This window comes from Serratia liquefaciens (genome assembly GCF_027594825.1).
Classification (GTDB): Bacteria; Pseudomonadota; Gammaproteobacteria; order Enterobacterales; family Enterobacteriaceae; genus Serratia; species Serratia liquefaciens_A.
On record NZ_CP088930.1, the window covers coordinates 4,670,854 to 4,693,005 of the forward strand.

Annotated in this window: 21 protein-coding genes; 11 read left to right on the top strand and 10 right to left on the bottom strand. The window is 55.1% G+C overall.

Annotated features, from left to right (window positions below; translation table 11 throughout):
• The first annotated feature begins 92 nt into the window (after window positions 1–92).
• Together LQ945_RS21545 and LQ945_RS21550 are read left to right on the top strand one after the other, a co-directional pair.
• Window positions 93–329, top strand: a complete 237-nt coding sequence (locus LQ945_RS21545) for a hypothetical protein (protein WP_270101703.1) — start codon at window positions 93–95, stop codon at window positions 327–329.
• A complete protein-coding gene (locus tag LQ945_RS21550) occupies window positions 274–1,293 on the top strand; it encodes an isopenicillin N synthase family dioxygenase (protein ID WP_044549422.1) in 1,020 nt (339 codons plus the stop codon). Before LQ945_RS21545 ends, LQ945_RS21550 begins: the two co-directional genes overlap by 56 nt.
• Window positions 1,294–1,364: 71 nt before the next feature.
• On the opposite strand, the gene LQ945_RS21555 is transcribed toward LQ945_RS21550, so the two are convergent.
• Together LQ945_RS21555 and LQ945_RS21560 are read right to left on the bottom strand one after the other, a co-directional pair.
• Window positions 1,365–2,510: a trans-sulfuration enzyme family protein gene (locus LQ945_RS21555; RefSeq protein WP_044549424.1), complete on the bottom strand. Its 1,146-nt coding sequence runs from the start codon at window positions 2,508–2,510 to the stop codon at window positions 1,365–1,367.
• A 14-nt stretch (window positions 2,511–2,524) separates the two neighbouring features.
• On the bottom strand, window positions 2,525–3,892 hold the full coding sequence (locus LQ945_RS21560) for a cystathionine beta-synthase (protein ID WP_270101704.1): 1,368 nt from the start codon (window positions 3,890–3,892) through the stop codon (window positions 2,525–2,527).
• A 465-nt stretch (window positions 3,893–4,357) separates the two neighbouring features.
• Between LQ945_RS21560 and LQ945_RS21565 the strand changes: the two genes are divergently transcribed.
• Entirely contained in the window at window positions 4,358–5,563 is a 1,206-nt protein-coding gene (locus LQ945_RS21565) for a serine hydrolase (protein WP_044549426.1), read from the top strand.
• 57 nt (window positions 5,564–5,620) lie between these two features.
• On the opposite strand, the gene LQ945_RS21570 is transcribed toward LQ945_RS21565, so the two are convergent.
• The 4 genes from LQ945_RS21570 to deoC form a co-directional block, all read right to left on the bottom strand.
• Window positions 5,621–6,988, bottom strand: coding sequence for an L-serine ammonia-lyase (locus LQ945_RS21570; protein WP_262240079.1), 1,368 nt, complete (start codon window positions 6,986–6,988; stop codon window positions 5,621–5,623).
• A 90-nt stretch (window positions 6,989–7,078) separates the two neighbouring features.
• Window positions 7,079–8,374, bottom strand: a complete 1,296-nt coding sequence (locus tag LQ945_RS21575; RefSeq protein WP_262240078.1) for an HAAAP family serine/threonine permease — start codon at window positions 8,372–8,374, stop codon at window positions 7,079–7,081.
• Between the two features lie 969 nt (window positions 8,375–9,343).
• Complete coding sequence (gene deoR / locus LQ945_RS21580; RefSeq protein WP_044549429.1) at window positions 9,344–10,108, bottom strand: DNA-binding transcriptional repressor DeoR; 765 nt, start codon at window positions 10,106–10,108, stop codon at window positions 9,344–9,346.
• A 141-nt stretch (window positions 10,109–10,249) separates the two neighbouring features.
• Complete coding sequence (gene deoC, locus LQ945_RS21585; RefSeq protein WP_044549430.1) at window positions 10,250–10,930, bottom strand: deoxyribose-phosphate aldolase; 681 nt, start codon at window positions 10,928–10,930, stop codon at window positions 10,250–10,252.
• A gap of 218 nt (window positions 10,931–11,148) precedes the next feature.
• Here deoC and LQ945_RS21590 point away from each other — a divergent pair, with 218 nt between their 5' ends.
• Window positions 11,149–11,991 carry a hypothetical protein gene (locus LQ945_RS21590; protein WP_270101705.1) on the top strand — a complete coding sequence of 281 codons (843 nt, stop codon included), beginning with the start codon at window positions 11,149–11,151 and terminating at the stop codon, window positions 11,989–11,991.
• Window positions 11,992–12,025: 34 nt separating this feature from the next.
• Here LQ945_RS21590 and ybjG read toward each other — a convergent pair whose 3' ends face one another.
• Together ybjG and LQ945_RS21600 are read right to left on the bottom strand one after the other, a co-directional pair.
• Window positions 12,026–12,631, bottom strand: coding sequence for an undecaprenyl-diphosphate phosphatase (gene ybjG, locus LQ945_RS21595; protein ID WP_269934042.1), 606 nt, complete (start codon window positions 12,629–12,631; stop codon window positions 12,026–12,028).
• A gap of 5 nt (window positions 12,632–12,636) precedes the next feature.
• A complete protein-coding gene (locus tag LQ945_RS21600) occupies window positions 12,637–13,371 on the bottom strand; it encodes a phosphatase PAP2 family protein (RefSeq protein WP_270101706.1) in 735 nt (244 codons plus the stop codon).
• Between the two features lie 160 nt (window positions 13,372–13,531).
• Here LQ945_RS21600 and LQ945_RS21605 point away from each other — a divergent pair, with 160 nt between their 5' ends.
• A complete protein-coding gene (locus tag LQ945_RS21605) occupies window positions 13,532–14,380 on the top strand; it encodes a 5'-methylthioadenosine/S-adenosylhomocysteine nucleosidase (RefSeq protein ID WP_270101707.1) in 849 nt (282 codons plus the stop codon).
• Between the two features lie 140 nt (window positions 14,381–14,520).
• Window positions 14,521–15,033 (top strand): serine protease inhibitor ecotin, encoded by a 513-nt coding sequence (eco, locus tag LQ945_RS21610; protein ID WP_269933969.1) that lies wholly within the window; start codon window positions 14,521–14,523, stop codon window positions 15,031–15,033.
• 527 nt (window positions 15,034–15,560) lie between these two features.
• Here the strand turns inward: eco and LQ945_RS21615 are convergent.
• The gene (locus tag LQ945_RS21615; protein WP_041414378.1) at window positions 15,561–17,249 is read right to left on the bottom strand and encodes an aspartate:alanine antiporter; all 1,689 of its coding nucleotides are present in this window, start codon (window positions 17,247–17,249) and stop codon (window positions 15,561–15,563) included.
• Window positions 17,250–17,677: 428 nt separating this feature from the next.
• Here LQ945_RS21615 and LQ945_RS21620 point away from each other — a divergent pair, with 428 nt between their 5' ends.
• Window positions 17,678–18,067, top strand: a complete 390-nt coding sequence (locus LQ945_RS21620) for an inner membrane protein YbjM (RefSeq protein ID WP_269933964.1) — start codon at window positions 17,678–17,680, stop codon at window positions 18,065–18,067.
• A 43-nt stretch (window positions 18,068–18,110) separates the two neighbouring features.
• Here the strand turns inward: LQ945_RS21620 and LQ945_RS21625 are convergent, their stop codons facing one another.
• On the bottom strand, window positions 18,111–18,374 hold the full coding sequence (locus LQ945_RS21625; RefSeq protein WP_012006074.1) for a GrxA family glutaredoxin: 264 nt from the start codon (window positions 18,372–18,374) through the stop codon (window positions 18,111–18,113).
• 241 nt (window positions 18,375–18,615) lie between these two features.
• Here LQ945_RS21625 and LQ945_RS21630 point away from each other — a divergent pair, with 241 nt between their 5' ends.
• The 4 genes from LQ945_RS21630 to potF all read left to right on the top strand — a co-directional run bounded on the left by LQ945_RS21630 (window position 18,616) and on the right by potF (window position 22,039).
• Complete coding sequence (locus tag LQ945_RS21630; protein WP_270101708.1) at window positions 18,616–18,921, top strand: YbjC family protein; 306 nt, start codon at window positions 18,616–18,618, stop codon at window positions 18,919–18,921.
• Between the two features lie 56 nt (window positions 18,922–18,977).
• On the top strand, window positions 18,978–19,880 hold the full coding sequence (rimK, locus tag LQ945_RS21635; protein WP_182821566.1) for a 30S ribosomal protein S6--L-glutamate ligase: 903 nt from the start codon (window positions 18,978–18,980) through the stop codon (window positions 19,878–19,880).
• A gap of 161 nt (window positions 19,881–20,041) precedes the next feature.
• Window positions 20,042–20,521 (top strand): YbjN domain-containing protein, encoded by a 480-nt coding sequence (locus tag LQ945_RS21640; RefSeq protein ID WP_044549453.1) that lies wholly within the window; start codon window positions 20,042–20,044, stop codon window positions 20,519–20,521.
• A gap of 408 nt (window positions 20,522–20,929) precedes the next feature.
• Complete coding sequence (gene potF, locus LQ945_RS21645; protein ID WP_020826078.1) at window positions 20,930–22,039, top strand: spermidine/putrescine ABC transporter substrate-binding protein PotF; 1,110 nt, start codon at window positions 20,930–20,932, stop codon at window positions 22,037–22,039.
• Window positions 22,040–22,152: the final 113 nt, after the last annotated feature.

A 22,152-nucleotide genomic window follows, 5' to 3' on the forward strand; every position in this document is an offset into this window, starting at 1 on the left:
GGGAGGGGGAATGGGCTGTTTATAGAATAGCGGATAGCGTTAGTCGCCAGCCAGTGGCGACGACGAAATTGCGCAGAGCATAAGTAACATTGATGACAGTTTTGCGACACTTTGTTGAAGGTTTGCATAACTTAGAACGCAACAATATTGGCTCGGGTCTTTATCCGGGTGGTAACTATAGGGGCAATACGCTGGCCATCCAGGAGTTGAAGATGCTGATAATTCGCCTTTATACCGGCCCGATTTTTGTTGGGGATGAAGAGGAACAGGATGATGACACCACCACTGACGCTGAAGAGGCTGCCGCTGCTGGATCTTTCGCAGCTTGATGGCGACGCCGGGCAGCGGCAGGCGTTTCTTGACGGTTTGCGTATTGCGGCGCGTGACGTCGGCTTTTTTTATTTGCGCGGCCACGGCGTTGATAGTGACCTGAATGCGCAGCTGCAACGGCTGGCGAGGCAGTTTTTCGCCCTGCCGGAAGCCGACAAACTGGCTGTGCAGATGGTGCATTCGCCGCATTTTCGCGGCTATAACCGTGCGGCGGCAGAACTGACCCGCGGCCAGCCGGACTGGCGCGAACAGTTTGATATCGGTGCAGAGCGGGCGGCGCTGCAGCTGGCTGAAGACACTCCACGCTGGGCGCGTTTGCAAGGGCCGAATCAATGGCCGGAGGCATTGCCCGAGTTGAAACCGCTGCTATTGCAATGGCAACAGGCGATGACCGCTATGTCGCTGCGGCTGTTGCGCGCTTTTGCCCTGTCGCTTTCACTGCCGGAACAAGCGTTTGATTCGCTCTACGGCGACAAACCCAATGAACATATCAAACTGATCCGCTATCCAGGGCGTGAAGCGACCGCCAGCGGGCAAGGGGTGGGCGCCCATAAAGACTCCGGTTTTCTCAGCTTTCTGCTGCAGGATCGGCAAAAAGGACTGCAGGTTGAAGTCGACGAGGGGCGCTGGGTTGACGCCGAACCGCTTGAGGATACCTTTGTGGTCAACATTGGCGAATTGCTGGAGTTGGCGACCAATGGCTATTTGCGCGCCACCGTGCACCGTGTGGAGACGCCACCGGCAGGGAGCGACAGGTTGTCGATTGCTTTCTTTCTGGGCGCGCGACTGGACGCGGTGGTACCCTTGTATCAGCTTCCGGAGCCTCTGGCGGCAGAGGCGCAAGGGCCGGCCAGCGATCCGCACAATCCGCTGTTACGCGATGTGGGCTTTAACTACCTGAAAGGACGCATCCGTTCCCATCCGGACGTGGCGCAGCGTTATTACCAGGATGTCGTTGCTTAAGGGCAGCGGCGTCGCATATGGCGCCCAACGGGGTGAATCGGGTCGAACATGTTCGACCCGATTGTTTTGAATTACTCTGCCAGTGCCTGCTGCAGATCGGCGATCAAATCTTCCGCATCCTCAATCCCTACCGACAGGCGCAGCAATTGCGGTGTGATGCCGGTTTTCAGCCGCTGTTCCAGCGGGATAGAAGCATGAGTCATGCTGAACGGCTGGCTGATCAGGCTTTCCACGCCACCCAGACTTTCGGCCAGGGTAAACAGCTGTGAACGTTTGATTACCCGGCGCGCATAGGCGTCGTCGCCTTTCAACCGAACTGAAATCATGCCGCCGAAGCTGCTCATCTGCTTTGTCGCCAGCGCGTGCTGCGGATGGCTCGGCAGGCCAGGGTAGTAGACCTCTTCTACCTGAGGTTGGCCTTCCAGCCACTGGGCAATACGCAAGGCGCTATTGCTGTGACGTTCCATGCGCAGCGCTAACGTGCGGATGCCGCGCAGTGTCAGGAAGCTGCTGAACGGATCGAGAATGCCACCCACCGCGTTTTGCAGGAACCCAAGCTGTTCGGCCAGCTCTGGGTTATTTCCCACCGCAGCAACCCCGGCGACAACGTCGGAGTGGCCGTTGAGGTATTTGGTGGCAGAATGCACTACCACATCAAAGCCGAGATCCAGTGGACGCTGGATATAAGGCGAGGCAAAGGTGTTGTCCGCGACGCTGATTAAACCGTGTTTTTTAGCGATGGTAGCGATGGCGCTCAGATCCGCCAACTTCAGCAGCGGGTTGGTCGGCGTTTCCACCCAGATCATTTTGGTGTCGGGTTCAATCGCCTGTTCCAGTGCGGCCAGGTCCGCCGGTGAAACATAGGTGACGCGCAGGCCGGCAGTGCGGCTGCGTACCTTCTCCAGCAGGCGATAGGTGCCGCCGTACAGATCGTCGACCGCCACCAGATGGCTGCCCTGATCAAGCAACTCCAGCACGGTTGAACAGGCCGCCAGGCCAGAGGCAAAGGCGTAGCCGCGGCTGCCGCCTTCCAGTTCGGCGATGGCGCTCTCCAATGCGGTGCGCGTTGGGTTGGCGCTGCGTGAATATTCATACCCGGTATGCTCTCCCGGCGCCGGTTGGGCGTAGGTGGAGGTGGCATAAATGGCCGGCATTACCGCACCGGTGGCATCCGGCGTGTAACCGGCATGAACGGTCAACGTATCAAACTTGGCCATACAATCATTCCTTATTAACGTAATTTTTGGCGCCAGGCGTTAAGCACGTCTGTGCGGGTAATCAAACCGAGGAAACGCTCACCGTCGAGGACCACCGCTACGTGGCCGTGATTGAAGGTGGCAAGTAAATCCTGATAGCTGGCTTCTTTTTGCAGCGTATTGACCGAATGGGTCATGGCGCGGGCGGCCGGCAGACTGAAGTGGCTGGCGTCCGCCTGCACGGCGTTGAGCAGATCCCACTCGTCGATCAGGCCGACGACCCGATCGCCTTCCAGCACCGGCAGCTGCGAGATGTCATACAGCCGCATACGGGCATGAACGATAGCCAGCGTGTCTTCCGGCGTGACCGAAACGGCGGCCCCCTCGTCATGACGGTAGGCGATCAAATCGCGTAAATCCTGATGCTGCGGCTTGCTCAGCAGGCCTTGTTCCAGCATCCAGTGGTCGTTATACATTTTAGACAGGTATTTGTTGCCGCTGTCGCAGACGAAGGTGACCACGCGTTTCGGCTCTGTCTGCGCCTGGCAATAGCGCAGCGCTGCCGCCAACAGGGTGCCGGTAGACGAACCTGCCAACACGCCTTCTTTGCGCAGCAGATCGCGCGCGGTGGTGAAGGCTTCGGCATCGCCGATACGGTAGGCATTGCGTACCTGGTTAAAGTCGCTCAGCGGCGGAATGAAATCTTCGCCGATCCCTTCCACCAGCCAACTGCCGGCCTCGCCGATCTGGCCGTTATCAAGATAGTCAGCCAGGATCGAACCGGCCGGATCCGCCAACACGAACTCGGTTTGCGGCGAGACTTCGGCAAAATAGTGGCTCAGGCCGCCGAGCGTGCCACCGGAACCGATGCCGACCACGATGGCATCGATCTGATGCTCCATCTGCTGCCACAGTTCTGGCGCGGTGGTGCGGGTATGGGCCGCCGGGTTGGCCGGGTTGTTAAACTGATCGATATAAAACGCCCCGGTGATTTCGTCGGCCAGACGTTTGGCGTAATCCTGATAGTAAGCCGGGTGCCCCTTGCCCACGTCGGAGCGGGTCAGCACCACTTCTACCCCCAGGGCGCGCAGATGGAAAATCTTCTCGCGGCTCATCTTGTCCGGTACCACCAGCAACAGCTTATAACCCTTCAAAGCCGCCACCAGCGCCAGGCCCAGGCCGGTGTTGCCGGCGGTGGCTTCAATGATGGTGCCGCCGGGCTGCAGGCTGCCGTCGCGTTCCGCCTGCTCGATCATCGACAGCGCCACGCGGTCTTTGATGGAGCCGCCGGGGTTTTGATTCTCAAGCTTGACGAACAGGCGGCAGGGGCCGGTATCGAACTGAGTCAGTTCCAGCATCGGGGTGTTGCCGATCATATCGATGACGGAATGCGGTATTGCCATGAGGATCTCCAGAATAATTCGGTTTAAAGGCCGTTATCTGGATGATAGCGCTGTCAATAAGCCCATTAAAAAGAACAAATAACCACTCAATATGCCTTTTTGGAATATATTAATTCAATTTGGACGTATGGAGGTGTGGATGTTCAGCGGTGCAGATGTTCAGCCGTGTAGCCGTGAGCCGTTTAAAAAAGCGACGCACCGTCGGCTTTTCATCCAATTTGCGCGTAACAGCGTACAGTTATGTAAAAATGCTGAAAATTCACGCTAAACCCTGCAAAAATAAGATGAATCTAATAAACTCACAGCAAGGGCATTTTCGGTGCGCCGCTCAACCCGTCATGGGGCCGCAGGGAGTTTGCGGTTGGCAGGCGCGTACCGGGCCACTCTCGCTGGTTGGCTGAAAACGTGAATATGTTTGAAAGTTAACGCTATTTCAATAATTTGAATGGACACTCTGGCGACGTCATGATGAAAAAAAACTTTTCCACTACCCTGAAAAAATTAACCTTTAGCGTCAGCATCCTGTTGTTGGCTGCGCCTGTCGTACAGGCGGCGGAAGCCCCGGCTGCTCCGCAGGTTGATGCCAAGGCTTTTGTGCTGATGGATTACAACAGCGGCAAAATTCTGACGGAGGGCAATGCCGATACCCGGCTCGATCCCGCCAGCCTGACCAAAATCATGTCCAGCTACGTGATTGGCCAGGCGATCAAGGCCGGCAAGATCAAGCCGGAAGACATGGTCACCGTAGGTAAAGACGCCTGGGCCACCGGTAACCCGGCGCTGCGCGGGTCCTCTCTGATGTTTATCAAACCGGGCGACCAGGTGCCGGTGATGGAACTGAACAAAGGCATCGTCATTCAGTCGGGTAACGACGCCAGCATCGCGCTGGCCGATTACGTCGCGGGCAGCCAGGATTCGTTTGTCGGCCTGATGAACAACTACGCCAAATCGCTGGGTTTGCAGAACACCCATTTCCTGACGGTGCACGGGCTGGATGCGGAAGGGCAGTACAGCACCGCGCGTGATATGGCGCTGCTGAGTCAGGCGCTGATCCGCGATGTGCCGGATGAATATGCGCTGCATAAAGAAAAAGAGTTCACCTTCAACAAGATCCGTCAGGTTAACCGCAACCGTCTGTTGTGGAGCTCCAACCTGAACGTTGACGGCATTAAAACCGGTTACACCGGCGGCGCCGGTCATAACCTGGTGGCCTCTGCCACCGACGGCCCGATGCGTTTGATCTCGGTGGTGCTTGGTGCTCCGAGCGATCGCATCCGCTTTAGCGAAAGTGAAAAGCTGCTGACCTGGGGCTTCCGCTTCTACGAAACCGCCACCCCTATCAAAACCGACAAGCCGTTTGTTACCCAGAAAGTGTGGTTTGGCGACGTTGGCGAGGTGCCGTTGGGCGTAGCGAAAGACGCGGCGGTCACTATCCCGAAAGGGCAGATGAAAAATCTGAAGGCCAGTTACAAGCTGAACCAGCCGACGCTGGAAGCGCCATTGGCAAAAAATCAGGTGGTTGGCACCATAGATTTCCAGCTTGACGGCAAAACCATCGAGCAATATCCGCTGGTGGCGATGCAAGAGGTGAAAGAAGGGAACTTCTTCAGCCGCATCTGGGACATGGTGATGATGAAACTGACCCAGTGGTTCGGCAGCGTGTTCGGTTAACTCCGCTGGCAGTAAGCGTAATGAAGAGGGCGCAAAGATTGCGCCCTCATTTTTTTATCAGTTACAGGCGACGACCTTGATCGCCAGACCGCCCTGCGACGTCTCGCGGTATTTGGCGTTCATGTCCTTGCCCGTCTCATACATGGTTTCAATCACCTTATCCAGGCACACCCGCGGCTCGCTGGTGCGGCGCAGCGCCATACGTGCGGCATTGACCGCTTTCACCGCGGAAATCGCGTTACGTTCGATACAGGGCACCTGAACCTGGCCCGCCAAGGGATCGCAGGTCAGCCCGAGGTGGTGCTCCATGGCGATCTCCGCCGCGATGCAAACCTGAGCCGGGCTGCCGCCCATCAATTCTGCCAGGCCGGCCGCCGCCATGGAGCAGGCGACGCCCACTTCTCCCTGACAGCCCACTTCGGCACCCGAAATAGAGGCGTTCATCTTATACAGTGCGCCAATGACGCCGGAGGTCAGGAAGTAACGGCTATAGGAGTTAGGGTTCACCGGGCGAATAAACTGGTCGTAATAGGCCAGCACCGCCGGGATGATGCCGCAGGCACCGTTGGTCGGGGCGGTCACCACGCGGCCACCGGCGGCGTTTTCTTCATTCACGGCGAAGGCGAACATATTGATCCAATCAACCACGTTCATCGGATCGATGTTGTTCTTGTCGCCGGTCACCAGAATACGGCGCAGAGCTGCGGCGCGGCGCTGAACCTTCATTGGGCCTGGCAGCAGGCCTTCGGTGTTCATGCCACGTTCAATACCGGCGCGCATCACTTGCCAGACCTCGGCGAAGTGCGCGTCGATCTCGGCCTTGCTGTGCAACGCCAGCTCGTTTTGCATCACCAGACCGGACAGCGAAAGACCGGCGTCCTTGCAGTGCTGCTGCAAATCACGCGCCGAGCTGAACGGGAAGGGCACCTGAACCGGATTCGCCTCCGACAGGCCGAAGTGTTCTTCGTCGACGATAAAACCGCCGCCGGTAGAGTAATAGGTTTTGCTGTGCAGCAGACGTTCGTCGGCGAAGGCGCTGATACGCATGCCGTTTTCATGCAGCGGCAGATTATTGCTGTGGAAGTTCATGCTGGTTTGCAGCGGAAAATCCACTTCGTGATGACCCTTGGCCATCAGCAGGCGACCGCGTTGCTCAACGTCGCGGATAAAACCGGCGATACTGTCGATATCCACGTCGTGTGGCAGGTTACCCGCCAGGCCCATGATGATAGCGATATCCGTGTGGTGCCCTTTGCCGGTCAGAGACAGTGAACCGTAGACGTCCACCACGACGCGGGTGGTATCCATCAACTGCTGGCTGGCGATCAACTCATCGGTGAACAGCTTGCCGGCTTTCATCGGACCGACGGTGTGGGAGCTGGATGGACCAATACCAATTTTAAAAATATCGAAAACGCTGACCATGGTCTCGCCTCCTTCTTCAGGTGTTAGGCGTTAATGCAGGAAAGGGGGCCGTGCAGAGAAGCCGGCGCACAGGGCGCCGGCCGGGCTGGATTAGAAGCTGTACAGGATTGCGGAGATGGCGATCAGGCCCATCACTACCACGAACACGTTGCTGATGTGGCCGCTGTACTTGCGCATGGCAGGCACTTTACGGATAGCGTACATCGGCATCAGGAACAGCAGCATGGCGATGATTGGACCACCCAGGTTCTCGATCATGCCGAGGATGCTTGGGTTCAGGGTCGCAACAATCCAGGTGGTCACCAGCATGAAGATGGCGGTGATGCGGTTCAGCTTGTTGGTGCTGATGGTTTTACCGCGGCTCTTCATCGATTTGGCGATCAGACCGTTAAAGCCTTCACGTGCGCCCAGGTAGTGGCCCAGGAACGATTTGGTGATGGCGATAAAGGCGATAACCGGTGCGATGTAGGCGATCATCGGGTTGTTAAAGTGGTTGGCCAGGTAGGACAGAATGGAGATGTTCTGCGCCTTGGCTTCCGCCAGGTTTTCCGGTGACAGGCTCAGCACGCAGCTGAACACGAAGAACATAACGGTCAACACCATCATGATGTGAGCAAAGCCCAGAATGCGAGAACATTTCTTCTCGGCTTCTTCCTGGCCGTACTCTTCACGTTTGGCTACCGCAAAGGCGGAGATGATCGGCGAATGGTTGAAGGAGAACACCATGACCGGGATCGCCAGCCACAGGGTGATGATCAGGCCGTGGCCCATACCGGTGCCGGCGCCAGACAGGGAAACGTTGTCGAAGATGGCAGTGGTCCAGTTAGGGATCAGGTACAGGGCCAGCAGCATCAGCACGCCTACAAACGGGAACACCAGGATGCTCATGGTCTTCACGATAGCTTGCTCACCGAAACGTACGATGGTCATCAGGCCCACTATCAGGATCAGCGACAGAATGGCGCGCGGTGGCGACGTCATGCCCAATTGGTGAGTAATGAAGCTGTCGACGGTGTTGGTGATCGCCACGCTGTAAACCAGCAGGATTGGGTAGATGGCGAAGAAGTAGAGCAGGGTGATCAGCTTACCGGCGCCGATACCAAAGTGCTCTTCAACCACTTCGGTGATGTCTTCACCGGCGTTTTTACCGGAGAGCACGAAACGGCACAGGCCACGGTGGGCGAAGAAGGTCATCGGGAAAGCAATGATGGCCATGATGATCAGGGGAATCAAACCACCGATACCGGCGTTGATTGGCAGGAACAAAACGCCTGCGCCGATCGCGGTGCCGTACAGGCCCAACATCCACATGGTGTCGGTTTTACGCCAGGTACTGGTAGAGCCAGAAGCCGCAGAGGCAATGGTGCCGGTCTGTGTAGTGTCCATAAATATCTCCGAAGTGAACACGTTAATTTAAAATTAAAGGCAAAACTTAAGGTTAAAACCGAATGTCGCAACAGCAGATGGCGGCATCGGTAAGAATCAGGTGTTGCTTGCGGGGATAATTGGCGTCCCCCTGGTTGTTTATTATGCTAATTACCGTTGGCCTGCGTGGCGGGTAATTAATCAAGTGATGTTCAACCCCCGAAGGGACTCACATCGATACTGCTGCCGGAAGGTCATGGCCTGCCGATTTTCGTTGGCGGCAAGATAACGATTTACAGTAGAAACAACCGTGATCATGCTCTCAAATGCGTAATGTGTGCGGCTAATTGCTTTTTTATTGGTTTTTCATGCATATGTTGCGCGCTTGTGTAAGATTTCATGCTGAGAACGCTCTCATGGATGTTTCAGGATTTATCCGGTGTGAATAATCTGTAACCAGATAAAACGCTGCCGTTGTCAGCAAGCCGAGCAATATATTTTAAGCGTGGGTTTGGATCTAGCTAAAAACCCGGAATAAGCGGTTTTAGTGACGTAGATCACATTGTTATTTTAAGTGAATTTCTTATTATCCAATTGTTTTATTTGAATTTATTTAAAATATCCCGCTAATAACGAAGGTAAACTATTTAACTGGATAGCGGATAAAAATGCTTAACCATTCATCATATAAATGAACCGAATTGGTTATATTTAAACCGCACTGGTTACGTAATTGTTGATATTTATCTTGTGGATGTTACTGCGATTTATCATATAAAACCCCGCAGAGACTGGGAGTGAAAGTAATATTGTGTAGGATTTATCCGTGCTAAAGGAATAAGCCGGAAGAACTGTTGCAATTTATTAACCTGAGATTGGCTGTGGATAAAGAGATTTGCGCATCAATCGAAGGTTATTTGTTCAATTTTTGCAGAGGAAAGGGAGCCAGGGGAAGGGCACCGTCGGCTGGAACCGACGGTAAAACTCAGCTTAAAAACGAATGGCGATCGCGTTTTCACTGAAAAAGTCCGCAAACTGCGGCTCGGGCTGACGATCGGTAATCACCCGGTCAAACTGCGTCAGCGGGCCAATACAGGCGGGTTTGGTTTTACCGAACTTGCTGTGATCGGCCACCAGGATTTTTTGTTGTGACATGGCCATTGCCCGGTGCTTCATTTCCAGCTCATCAAAATTAAAGCAGGTGGCGCCGTGCTGCAGGCTCAGACCGGCGGCGGAGATAAAGGCGATATTCGGGCAGATATGATCCAGCTCGTTGTGCTGGCCGACGGCGGTGAAAATATAGTTGTTCGGCTTGAACTCGCCGCCGCACAGGATCACTTTGCAGTTCGGTTTGTCCTGGAGCGCCAGAAAGGTATTTAGCGAGTGGCATACCGCAGTGAACACCAGATCGTCGGCAATGGCATCGATGATCGCCGGGGTTGTGGTGCCGCAGTCGAAAAATACGGTGTCGTTTTCGTTGATCAACGCAGCGGCCAGCAGGCCGATACGACGCTTTTCCGTGACCTGTTTGGCTTTTTGATCGGAAACAAAATAGTTGGTGACGCCATTGCTGCGGGGATCGGCGACCACATAGCCGCCCAACAGCACCACGGCGGCCGGCTCCGCGCTGAGATCGCGGCGGATCGTCATTTCCGAAACGCCCAACAGCACGGCGGCTTCTTTTAAATGGATCTTGTCAGAGCGTTTTAACGCCTGGACTAACCGGTTGATTCGTTCTTCGCGCCGAGTTTCCATCTGTCTTCCCACAGGGTTAAGAGCCATTCTCCAGGGCCGAACACACAAATGCGGGGTAATAGTTGACCAGCCTAAGGCTGGACATATTACCCCGCATCAGATTATCACGGCGCGCGCCCGGTACTGAGGCGCCTCAGGTTATCAGTAGCTGCCGGCGGCAGCCTGATCACCGGAAACGATTGCTACGCCAGAGCTGGTGCCGATACGAGTAGCGCCTGCTTTGATCATCTTCTCGGCGGTTGCGCGATCGCGCACGGCGCCGGATGCTTTAACCCCCATCTCACTGCCTACCGTTGCACGCATCAGTTTGACGTGCTCTTCACGAGCACCACCGGTGCTGAAGCCAGTAGAGGTTTTAACGAAGGCCACATCGAGTTCGCGACACATTTCACAAACCTGAACGATCTGCGCATCGCTGAGCAGGCAGGTTTCCAATATTACCTTCAACGGGATCGCCGCGCAAACCTCGCGCACGGCGGCGATGTCGGCTTTGACTTGATCCTGCAGGCCGCTTTTCAGCCAACCCACGTTGATCACCATGTCAATTTCCTGCGCGCCGGCCGCAATCGCCGCTTTGGCTTCGAAAGCTTTGGCTACGGTCAGGCCAGCCCCCAGAGGGAAGCCGATCACCGAACAGATTTTCACTTCGCTTTCCTGCAGCAGATGCGCAGCCAGCGGCACGTAGCCGGAATTGACGCAAACGGCGTAGAAGTTGTGTTGTTGCGCTTCTTCACAGAGTTTGGCGATTTGCTCTTCGGTGGCATCCATCGCCAGCAGGGTGTGGTCGACATAGCGGGCGTAATCAATGTTTTCAGTCGTCATTTCGATTCCTTGTTGAGGTTTGATCAAAGCATAATGTGAATAATGTTAGAATAATAACATTCATCTGACGGTTAGGATAGCGTGATTTTTAAAATGAAGCACAGATCATCGTTTTTAGGCTGTGTGGTGTATAACATTGGAAGTGATGATATGTTATTTAAGTAACATTTTGGTGCTGAATGCAGGTTTGGCCTGCGAGAACACCCAGGGGAAAAACTATGGATATGCTAATAAATCTGGTGCCGCAGCGGTTTGGGGCACAACCGGATGAAGTTTTCCGCAATGCGGATTTTGTGGTTACCGCAGTTCATTGTGCTCAGGCAGGACCGATGCTGACGCTGGAAAATCGCCGTGGCTCGCTGCGGGTATTGCCCTTCCATGGCCTGACGATTTGGGATGCCGATTTTGATGGCTACTCGCTGAAGTCGGGCCGTCGTAGCGTCAAAGCGGCCCGTTGCCATCCTCAGAGCGGCATGGCTTTTCATTCACCTTGGCCGCATCAGGACGACTCGCTATTAGACATACAGCATGTAGGCCTGCAGATTGAGGGCAATACCCTGACGCTGCACGGCAGTGGGGAACTGGCCGATCGGCAGTGCAGGCTGCGCCCGGCGGTGAGCTTGACGGCGGACAGCGCACAATTCTCTATTGGTATGCAAATCACTAATCTCGCCGAGGCGCCTCTGCCGCTTAACTATGTCTGCCAACTGAACTATGGCTGCATCCCTGCGGCGGTTTTCCGGCAGAATTTGCCGGCACCGGCCCTGACGCCAGACGGGGGTATCGCCGATCAGGGCGTGTTGTGTTCGGACGATTTATCGCTGTATGTCGATCAGGCCGAGTTTTTTATGCTGGCGTCAGAGGGAAGGCGATATGTCACGCGTTTTTCGACCGAACAATTCAGCTACGGTCTGCGTCCTATCACACAGCAGGGAAATCAGCGTTTGTTTCGGTTTATACAACCGGCCACCGCGGGCTTGCAGACGGGTAATAAAAGGCAGGCAATGGTCATAGAGGCAGGAAAAACGCGAGAGTTTTGCGTAACGACCGGGGGGGTGTGAAACAGGGGCGGAGCCGCCCCTGTCTGAAGAGAGATTACTCTTTAACCCACCCTTTACGGATCGGGAAGGCGAACAGGAAACGGTACAGGCGCGTCAGTTTAGCGGCAATGATGTCGCCGAACAGGTTCCACACCAGTTGGGCAAACAGGCAGCCCACCAGGCCGAGCAGGAAGCCGCCCACCATATCCAGCGGCCAATGTACGCCCAGATAAACCCGTGACCAGGCGATGCCCGCCGCGACGACCAACAGTAAAATACCTGACCAGACGCGGTGCCAGAACAGGAAAGCCAGTGCGAAGGTGAAGATGGCGGTACCGTGGTCACTGGGGAACGAACTGTCTGGCGCATGCGCCAGGAAGGTGTAACCCACGCCGGCGACGAACGGCCGTTCGTGCGGCAGCAGCATACCGATAGTGGCAGCAGAAAGCAGGGCAAACAGCAGAGCAATTGTCGTCTTGGCCACCACTTCACGTTGCGACACCAATTGATTCTGCGGCCCCCACAACCATAGCCCGATAATCAGCATCGGCACGATGGCGATCAGATCGCGCGCCAAAAAGGTGGCGACATCGATTAATCCTTCGGGGGACGCCGGGGTCGCGTTGATCCAGGCGAAAAGAAGATAATTCAACTGCTCTATCATAGTTACCTCGTCTTGCGGCGGCTAAAACCGCTCACTATCGAATAAACAGCCAGTTGGCTGAACCAAACCCACCAACCTGCCCACAGGTTATGGGTAAGAAAATGTGCGCCGCGCATCACCTGACCAAAGCCCATCAGCATGCCGAGCACAATGCCGCCGAACCAGCACCAGTAAGCCAGGCGCGGGCGTTGCGGATAAAACAGGAAAAACAGCGCCATCACGGCAAAGCCGCTGGAGGCATGGCCGCCAGGGAAGCACCGCCCGGGGCCGGGTTCTGCCGGTATTGCCCCAAACAGGGGGTAGGACATCGCCTTGCCGCCGTATTCGATCAAATCCCATGGGCAAGAATGCGCGCTGGTGGCTTTCAGCACGCCGACCACCAGGGGACCGATGCCGATCAGCAGCATGGTGACGATCATGCGTGGGTTACGGCGATAAATACCCCAAAACAGCGCCAGCACCGCACCGGTAATCACGCCGATTTTCAGCAAGCGGTGGTTTATCAAGTCCAGCCAGGGGTCGTTCTGCCACGGAAAATGCCCGCTGGCGGCATCGAACCAGAAATTGCTGATGGCCCAGTCCAGCTGTTCATTGCGCGACAGCCAGAGGAACAGCAATCCACTGACTGTCAATCCAAAAACCTGCCAACGGTAAAAGGAAGCTGGCAGGGAGTAAAGGGCGTTAGTCTGAATTTGGGGTGCTGTTGAGGATTGATTTAGTGAAGGTTTTGGATTCACGCGGGGCTCAGATTCAATGACAGTAATAGAGAGCCCCACTGTAATAATTCTGTCTTAAGAAAACCTTAATGCCAGGGCAAGCCTGCGGCGAGAAAGGGATAGGCTGGCTATCGGCTTTCAGTTAAGGTAATCGTTTGCTTTTTATTGGGAAGATGTGGCGATGACTAAAAAATTGAATCTTGTGCTGGTGGCGGTGTGTGGCGCGGTTTTTTCTCCTCTGACGATGGCGCAGCAGGGCGTTGTCCCCGGGCCGATTGTGGTTCAGGGCGCGATGCCGGTGGAGGCGGAACGTTTCGCCCAACGCCTGGACAACCCGCGTGAAGAACAAATTGGCGGCTGGCGCTTCTGGCGCGGCACCGTGGACGGTTATCCTGTGGTGGTGTCGGAAACGCTGAAAGGCATGTCTAACGCGGCGGCGGCTACGGCGATTGCCGCGACCCAGTTCCGCCCGGTGGCGATCATCAATCAGGGGACGGCCGGCGGCCACGATCCTGCGCTGAAAGTGTATGACATCGTGCTGGGGAAATATTCGGTCAGCCTGGGCGCGTTTAAAACGCCGAAAAAAGCACCGGGCGAAGGCAGTGATTCACGGCAGTGGCAACCTATGGATTTGCTGGCTTCAAAAGGCAGCGCCGGTGAGGATAAAAATCCCCACACGATCCGCCAATTCCCGGCAGACGCTGAACTGTTGGCGGTAGCGGAGAGCGTTAAGGGCAGCTACGCTCAGGGCAAGGTGGTTGAAGGGGTGATTGGCTCCGCCGACGTCTGGAACAGCGAACTGGATCGCATTCGTCACTTCCGCGAAAACTATCATACCTCGGTAGAGGAGATGGAAACGGCTTCCGCCGCTCAGATAGCCGCGGCTTTCAACATTCCTTTTGTCGGCATTCGCGTACTGTCCAACAATATTACCAACCAGGGTAAATACGATCCGCAGACCGGGCTGGCGTGCCAGGATTATGTCTATCAGGTGGTGAAGGCTTATATTGCCAAAAACGCATCTCGTTGATTGCTTATCCTGATTTATGGTCGGCATTCTGGTTGTTGTTGCTGACCATTGTCCATTGTAAAGAAGATTAAACTACTGGCGGGCTTGTCGGTAGTGTATTAGCTTATGGGCGAAGCATTTAATCATTGTAGGGATAAAACATGAACAAGGCATCCGTCGTATTTTCCGGCCTGCTGATGGCCGTTTCCGCCAGCGCCATTGCTGCCACATCCGCTGAAGACACCGATATCAGCAAACAGCCGCTGGAAAAGGTTGCGCCTTACCCTAAAGCGGAAAAGGGCATGAATCGTCAGGTGATTTACCTGCCGAAACAGGAACACGAAGAGAACTTCAAGGTTGAACTGCTGATCGGCAAAACGCTGGAAGTGGACTGTAACCGCCATATGATCGGTGGCACGCTGGAAAGCAAAACCCTTTCCGGCTGGGGCTACGATTACCTGGTGCTGGAAAAACTGTCCGAACCGGCTTCTACCATGATGGGCTGTCCAGATAATACCAAACAGCAGAAGTTTATTGCTGCCAATCTGGGCGACGCGTCCATGCAGCGTTACAACAGCCGCTTGCCAATTGTGGTTTACGTGCCAAAAGACGTGGAGGTGAAATACCGCGTGTGGAAAGCCGAAGATACCGTGAGCAAGGCCGAGCAGAAATAATATCGATGCGTGCTAATCATTAGCACAGCTAAGCGATTGGTGAATATGAGCCCGTTTTGGGGAGTGCATTGCGCCGTTGGCCATTGCCCCCCGGCGGGCTTTTTTTGTTTATTGCAGCCTGGCCATTGCGCCCAAACTTCTCGCCAATGCCGTGGCCGGGATGGTGGCGTGGGGCGGGAATATATCCCTTCAAGACATGTCAAAATGGGTAAGCTGCTCGCAAACGCTTTGAGTTAACCCGTATTCTTCGGATGAATGAGGAAGTGGTTTGTATTCCGCCTGTCATAGTTTAGGCACCAAAGGAGTCAATGGTTTTGCCGGGCCTGGCCACCGATTCATTTTATTTCAGGCAACAAAAAACCCGATAGTCTTGAACCTAAAAAGGCGGGACTAACGGGCTCCACAAAATGGGGACATCAAAGAAAAGCAGTGGCACTAATTCAGACTACCCCCGGCAAGGAAAGTTCTCACCGGGGATAAAAATTTCAAAATATTTTTGTCACTGATTCATCTTCGTTGCTTATCGTTTAACCGAGGATCCCCGGCCACAACACCACAATCAGAGAACCTGCCAGGGTTAACAATACGTTAGCGATAGCGTAGGTACCGGCATAGCCCAAGGCCGGAATGTTGCTGCGTGCGGTGTCGCTGATAATCTCCATCGCTGGCGCACAGGTACGGGCCCCCATAATGGCGCCAAACAGCAAGGCTCGGTTCATGCGCAGCACGTAGGCGCCGAACAGGAAGCAGATCACCACCGGCACCAGGCTGACGATTAGCCCGGCGATCAGCATCTGGCCGCCAACAGCACCCAGGCTGTGGCCAATACCGGCACCGGCGCTCAGGCCGACGCCGGCCATAAACACCATCAGACCGAACTCTTTCACCATATTCAGTGCGCCCTGTGGAATGTAGCCAAAGGTCGGGTGGTTGGCACGCAGGAAGCCGAGCATGATGCCGGACATCAACAGGCCGGCAGCGTTGCCGATGCCAAACGAGAAATTGCTGAACTGGATGGTGATCTGGCCAATCAACAGCCCGATGATAAAGAAGGCGCAGAATGCCAACAGGTCGGTGACCTGACTGTGGATCGAGATAAAGCCGATCTTCTCCGCCACGCTTTTCACCCGACGGGCATCCCCGCTGACCTGCAGCACATCGCCTTTGTTGAGCACGATGCTGTCGTCGATAGGCATTTCAATCTGGCTGCGGATCACCCGGTTGAGGAAGCAGCCGTGATCGGTCAGCTTCAACTGGCTCAGGCGCTTGTTCACCGCATTGCTGTTCTTGACCACAATTTCTTCGGTGACGATGCGCATGTCCAGCAGATCGCGGTCGAAAACCTCTTTGCCGTTGCGGAAGCTGGGATCCAGTCGTGCATGGGCATCAGGGTAGCCAACCAGTGAAATCTCATCGCCCACCTGCAGCACCGCATCGCCGTCCGGGTTCGCCAAAATGCCGTTACGGCGGATGCGTTCGATATAGCAGCCGGTCTGGCGATAGATGCCCAGCTCGCGCAGGTTTTTGCCATCGGCCCAGGCCACCAGCTCCGGCCCCACGCGGTAGGCGCGGATAACCGGCAGATAAACCTTGCGCTGGCTGTCCGTGTCCAGGCCGCGTTCGCGGGCAATTTGCTGAGCGGAGGTGGAGAGATCCTGGTGTTGCAGCTTGGGCAGGTAACGCGCGCCGAAAATCAGACTCACCAGGCCAATCAGGTAGGTCAGAGCATAGCCGAGGCTCAGGTGATCCTGTGCCGCCAGCAGCGCCGGGCCGTTGGTGATGGTATTGCGCAGCGTATCGCCGGCACCCACCAGGACCGGGGTCGAGGTCATGGATCCGGCGAGCATGCCGGCGGTCAGGCCAATATCCCAATGGAAAAGTTTGCCGAGGCCGATGGCGATCACCATCGCGGAACCGACCATCACCAGCGCCAGCATCAGGTAGTTTTTGCCGTCGCGGAAAAATATCGAGAAAAAGTTGGGTCCGGCTTCCACGCCAACGCAGAAAATAAACAGCATAAAGCCGAGATTCAACGCTTCGGTGTTAATGGCGAAATGTTGCTGGCCGAGCAGCAGCGAAACCACCAAAACGCCAATGGAATTACCGAGTTGAACGGAGCCCAGACGGACTTTACCGAGGCACAGCCCCAGTGCGAGTACCACGAACAGTAACAGGATGTAGTTACCGTTTAACAAACTAGCGACGTTTATGTTCACGGAGGATAACTTATTGTTTACCAGTAAGTGCTTGATATAGATAACTATAAGATATAAATTCAGTCAAAAAGCGACGTCATAAATAACTAACCAGCGGAAGGCGATTCGAACCATCGATCGGCGGCGTTTATTCTAGTCGCTATGGCGCGTGACAGCCAGCATAAAGCTGAGTTCCTGCGCCGCCGAACGCATTTATACCCGTTGTATTTCATGCCGCAACGCCATTTTTTGCTTTCAGTAAGGTGTTCTGCCCTAAGGGCACCGCCTTCGGGGGCAAGGGCACACGGCTTGAAATGACCGGGGTAGCTCTCTTTTAGTAGCCAAGGAAAAAGTTCAGTTCAGCGTTGCCGTTTTACGGCAAGGCGTCACCGGCTTTGTGACACGGCTGATTTCTACGGTGTGGTAACAGGTTAAAGGGGAGAGATCGTATGGCGAACGAACGGTATTGGTGGGGTATTTTAAGCTGTTTCCTGCTGTTCAGCCTGGTGTATCTCGGGCAACAGAGCGGGGTCTTTGGCAGTACTGATCATGAGCATCGGGGGGAAACCGGCCTGCTGTTGTTTGTGATACCCGGCGTGGTCGCCAGCTATCTGTCGAGCAAAAAACGTATTATCTGCCCGTTACTGGGCGCGCTCTATGCTCTGCCGCTGTGCCTGATTATCCGCCATTTTTGGTTAACACCGTCTTACTCGTTCTGGCAGGAATTGGCTTATGCCACCAGCGCGGTATTCTGGTGCATGTTTGGCGCGCTGCTGGCGCTGTTTATCGGCGGCTTGTTGCAGGCGTATCTGCAATGTCACCGCCGTGAGCGGCAATAAAAAAAGGCGCTTTGAGCGCCTTTTTGTCGTTCTCGCCTGAAGTTTACTGGAACAGGTTCAGGTTTTCTTTGGCATAAGCTTCGAAATCGGTGCAGCCGCCGATATGTTTCTCATCGAGGAAGATCTGCGGTACGGTTTCTACCGGCTTGCCAACGGTTTTTTCCAGATCGGCTTTGGTGATGCCTTCAGCGTGGATATCAACATAACGGAAGTTGAAATCGTCACGTTCTTCAGTCAGTTTTTCCGCCAACTCTTTCGCACGGACACAATAAGGACAGCCTGGGCGCCCGAAGATAACTGCAAACATGCAACACTCCTTAGATTGATATTCAATAATATAATCGCAACTGCAATGACATTCTGTCAGTCAAAAAGACTTAAGCTTGAGCATTACCCGCATTGATGGCGCCTACTATGCCCGTTGGGTCAGCGAAAAAAAAGCAGGAATTACCTGTTAATCTGATTCATCTAACCGATTAAGTTGCCGGGGCTGTCGCCATCGGGGGGAATTCACTACACTGGAAGCAGAGCTTCTGGAGAAGAAAAATATGCGTTCATTCGGTGACTTACCCCGTACGGTGTTGGTTTTGGAAGGCTTGGGCATGCTGTCGTTAGTGCTGGCTTATCTGAGCATTCACGGTCACGTTCAATTGCCGGGCTGGTTGGCTTCCCAGCAGGCAGCGGTGGGCATGATTTTCCTCGGCGTGGCGCTGATGGTCCCGGCGGCGGCGTTTTTGGTTTGGCGCGTGGTGCAAGGATTCGGTCCGCTAATGCGTGGCGGTCAACCGCCGCAGAACGATCGGCATAAGCCTCATTCGCCGATCGATAAAAACGACAGTGAGCCGCGCGGCTAAGTGATGGCCGCCGGTGCATGCCTGCCTGACAGGTGATTGCCTTTTTGGGGTGACGAGTGAAAATTGCCATTCTTTCGCGCGATGGAACGCTGTACTCATGCAAGCGTTTGGTGGAGGCGGCAGAGCAGCGCGGCCACAGCGTGGATATTATCGATCCGCTTTCTTGCTACATGAACATAAACCCGGCCGCGCCGACCATTCACTATCGCGGTCGTCAGTTGGAGCGCTACGATGCGGTGATCCCGCGCATCGGCTCCGCTATCACCTTCTATGGTACCGCCGTCCTGCGTCAGTTTGAGCTGCTGGGCAGTTACCCGCTGAATGAGTCGGTGGCGATCACTCGCGCACGCGACAAACTGCGTTCGCTGCAGTTACTGGCACGGCAGGGGATTGACCTGCCGATCACCGGTTTTGCCCATTCGCCGGACGACACCGGTGATTTGATCGAACTGGTCGGCGGCGCGCCATTGGTGGTCAAATTGGTGGAGGGCACGCAGGGCATTGGGGTGGTGCTGGCGGAAACCCGTCAGGCGGCAGAAAGCGTGATTGATGCTTTTCGTGGTCTCAACGCCCATATCCTGGTGCAGGAATATATTCGCGAGGCCCAGGGCAGCGACGTTCGCTGCCTGGTGGTCGGTGGGCGGGTCGTCGCCGCGATTGAGCGACAGGCTAAACCGGGAGAGTTCCGTTCCAATCTGCACCGTGGCGGTACAGCCCGTAAAGTGAGCATCACTGCCAAAGAGCGAGCTGTGGCGGTTAAGGCTGCCACCACGCTGGGGCTGGACGTTGCCGGGGTAGATATTTTGCGAGCGGCTCGCGGCCCGTTGGTGATGGAAGTGAACGCCTCACCGGGGTTGGAAGGGGTGGAAACCACCACGGGATTGGATATTGCCGGCATGATGATCGAGTATATCGAGCCGCGCGCCAGAGCGGGATTTCGTCTCAAGTCGGGCGGCTGATGTCGCCGACCAAAATCGGCTTTGCCATCGCCAGTTTTGCGGTTTTTTCCCGGCGATATTTGCCCAAATAGCGAATTAAGCCGCATTGATCGTGGCATCGCGGGGGAATATTCCGTAAGCTATGCGCCTTTTCGCGTTTTGAATATTGTGAGGCTGGTATTATGGATTCACTCATTGTCCCTGATTTGGCGTTGTTACGACGCTGGCTGGATCAATCGGGCATTTCATTCTTTGAGTGCGATTCCTGTCAGGCGCTGCACCTGCCGCACATGCAAAACTTCGATGGCGTGTTCGACGCCAAACTCGATCTGGTGGACAATGTTATTCTGTTCTCCGCGCTGGCCGAGGTGAAACCGACCGCGCTGATCCCTCTGGTGGCCGATCTCAGCCAGATCAACGCCAGCTCGCTGACCATCAAAGCCTTTGTCGATATCCAGGACGATAACCTGCCGAAGCTGATCGTCTGTCAGGCGCTGAGCATCGCCGTGGGCGTCACACTGGAACAGTTCACGCACTTTATGCAGCAGGGCGAAGAGCAGATCTCCATGGTGATCCTCGAGGCGCGGGCGAACGATCTGCTGTTTATGGGTGACGAAGAAGAGAACCCGGCTAGCGCCGAACGCCTGCCAATGTTGCACTGATCCCCGCTGTAGATTATGCATGTCGCCCCTCTGGCGGCATGCTGCCGTTATTTCCTTCCACGATAATATATTCTGCGTTTTACCCTCTTTTGCCCGATATTTCTCGCCGTTTATGCCATTAATGGCGTATCACATAGAGAGAAACTGCATAAAAAATCGATAAAAGCCGTTTTTGACCCCGGAGGCTGGTGCGTTTTGGCAACAGCGGTTATGCTGCTGATTCTGCTAAGGGCTTGCGATTCCCCAGGTGACCATGCGGGCTGGGCAGTTGAAAAAGGTGTCTGCAATCAACTGCATAGCTATTCAATCCGCGGTTGCAACGATTGCGCTCGATCAGGAAAGGTTTTGTATCAGTTTGCGATACAAGTTCAATTCTATGATTCACCCCTGTTTTGGAGGAAGTTACGGATGGTCACCCAACGTAAAAAGTGGTTATCGGGTGTTGTTGCCGGCCTGCTGATGGCCGCGTCCGTCACGGCGTCAGCCGAGGAAAAAACGCTGCACGTCTATAACTGGTCCGACTATATTGCGCCGGACACCTTAGCCAAATTCCAGAAAGAAACCGGCATTAAAGTGGTGTACGACGTCTTTGATTCCAACGAAGTGTTGGAAGGCAAACTGATGGCGGGCAGCACCGGTTATGATCTGGTAGTGCCTTCATCCAACTTCCTTGAGCGCCAGTCCAAGGCCGGTATTTTCGAGCCGCTCGACAAGAGCAAGATGCCGAACTACAAAAACCTTGATCCCGAAATGCTGCAGCTGGTGGCGCACAATGACAAGGACAACAAGTACGGCATCCCTTACCTGATGGTGACCACCGGCATCGGTTATAACGTCGACAAAGTGAAGGCGGTGCTGGGTAAAGACGCGCCGGTCGACAGCTGGGATCTGATCCTCAAGCCGGAAAACCTCGAGAAGCTGAAAAGCTGCGGCGTTTCCTTCCTGGATGCACCTAGTGAGGTTTACGCCACCGTGCTGCACTACCTGGGCAAGGATCCCAACAGCACCAACGCAGCGGATTACACCGGTGCGGCCAACGATCTGCTGCTTAAGCTGCGGCCGAACATCCGTTACTTCCACTCTTCTCAATACATCAATGACCTGGCGAACGGTGATATCTGCGTAGCGATAGGCTGGTCTGGTGACGTAATGCAGGCGGCCAACCGCGCCAAAGAGGCGAAGAACGGCGTGAACGTGGCTTATGCTATCCCGAAAGAAGGGGCGCTGACCTATTTTGACATGTTTGCCATGCCGGCAGATGCCAAAAACAAGGACGCCGCCTACCAGTTCCTGAACTTCCTGATGAAGCCTGATGTGATGGCCGGTATCAGCAACTACGTTTATTACGCCAACGCGGTGAAGGACTCCACCCCGCTGGTGAAAGCGGAAGTGCGTGATAATCCGAACGTCTACCCACCGGCCGATCTGCGTGCCAAGCTGTTCACGCTGAACGTGCAGTCGCCGAAGTTGGATCGTGTGATTACCCGCGCCTGGACTAAAGTTAAAAGCGGACGCTAGTACTCAGGGCCCAAAATGCCGGGCCCGGCTTTCAGTGTTGTCTTGACCAGCAGGCGGGGCTACCCGCCTGCATTGCCATTTTGGGCCATGGCAATCGCCGTGGTTTTTTGTAC

What these genes read in the sequence shown, in the direction of transcription:
- LQ945_RS21545 (WP_270101703.1), top strand. Translation starts at nt 93, where the DNA reads ATGACAGTTTTGCGACACTTTGTTGAAGGTTTGCATAACTTAGAACGC.
- LQ945_RS21550 (WP_044549422.1), top strand. Translation starts at nt 274, where the DNA reads ATGACACCACCACTGACGCTGAAGAGGCTGCCGCTGCTGGATCTTTCG.
- LQ945_RS21555 (WP_044549424.1), bottom strand. Translation starts at nt 2,510, where the DNA reads ATGGCCAAGTTTGATACGTTGACCGTTCATGCCGGTTACACGCCGGAT.
- LQ945_RS21560 (WP_270101704.1), bottom strand. Translation starts at nt 3,892, where the DNA reads ATGGCAATACCGCATTCCGTCATCGATATGATCGGCAACACCCCGATG.
- LQ945_RS21565 (WP_044549426.1), top strand. Translation starts at nt 4,358, where the DNA reads ATGATGAAAAAAAACTTTTCCACTACCCTGAAAAAATTAACCTTTAGC.
- LQ945_RS21570 (WP_262240079.1), bottom strand. Translation starts at nt 6,988, where the DNA reads ATGGTCAGCGTTTTCGATATTTTTAAAATTGGTATTGGTCCATCCAGC.
- LQ945_RS21575 (WP_262240078.1), bottom strand. Translation starts at nt 8,374, where the DNA reads ATGGACACTACACAGACCGGCACCATTGCCTCTGCGGCTTCTGGCTCT.
- deoR (WP_044549429.1), bottom strand. Translation starts at nt 10,108, where the DNA reads ATGGAAACTCGGCGCGAAGAACGAATCAACCGGTTAGTCCAGGCGTTA.
- deoC (WP_044549430.1), bottom strand. Translation starts at nt 10,930, where the DNA reads ATGACGACTGAAAACATTGATTACGCCCGCTATGTCGACCACACCCTG.
- LQ945_RS21590 (WP_270101705.1), top strand. Translation starts at nt 11,149, where the DNA reads ATGGATATGCTAATAAATCTGGTGCCGCAGCGGTTTGGGGCACAACCG.
- LQ945_RS21605 (WP_270101707.1), top strand. Translation starts at nt 13,532, where the DNA reads ATGACTAAAAAATTGAATCTTGTGCTGGTGGCGGTGTGTGGCGCGGTT.
- eco (WP_269933969.1), top strand. Translation starts at nt 14,521, where the DNA reads ATGAACAAGGCATCCGTCGTATTTTCCGGCCTGCTGATGGCCGTTTCC.
- LQ945_RS21620 (WP_269933964.1), top strand. Translation starts at nt 17,678, where the DNA reads ATGGCGAACGAACGGTATTGGTGGGGTATTTTAAGCTGTTTCCTGCTG.
- LQ945_RS21625 (WP_012006074.1), bottom strand. Translation starts at nt 18,374, where the DNA reads ATGTTTGCAGTTATCTTCGGGCGCCCAGGCTGTCCTTATTGTGTCCGT.
- LQ945_RS21630 (WP_270101708.1), top strand. Translation starts at nt 18,616, where the DNA reads ATGCGTTCATTCGGTGACTTACCCCGTACGGTGTTGGTTTTGGAAGGC.
- LQ945_RS21640 (WP_044549453.1), top strand. Translation starts at nt 20,042, where the DNA reads ATGGATTCACTCATTGTCCCTGATTTGGCGTTGTTACGACGCTGGCTG.
- potF (WP_020826078.1), top strand. Translation starts at nt 20,930, where the DNA reads ATGGTCACCCAACGTAAAAAGTGGTTATCGGGTGTTGTTGCCGGCCTG.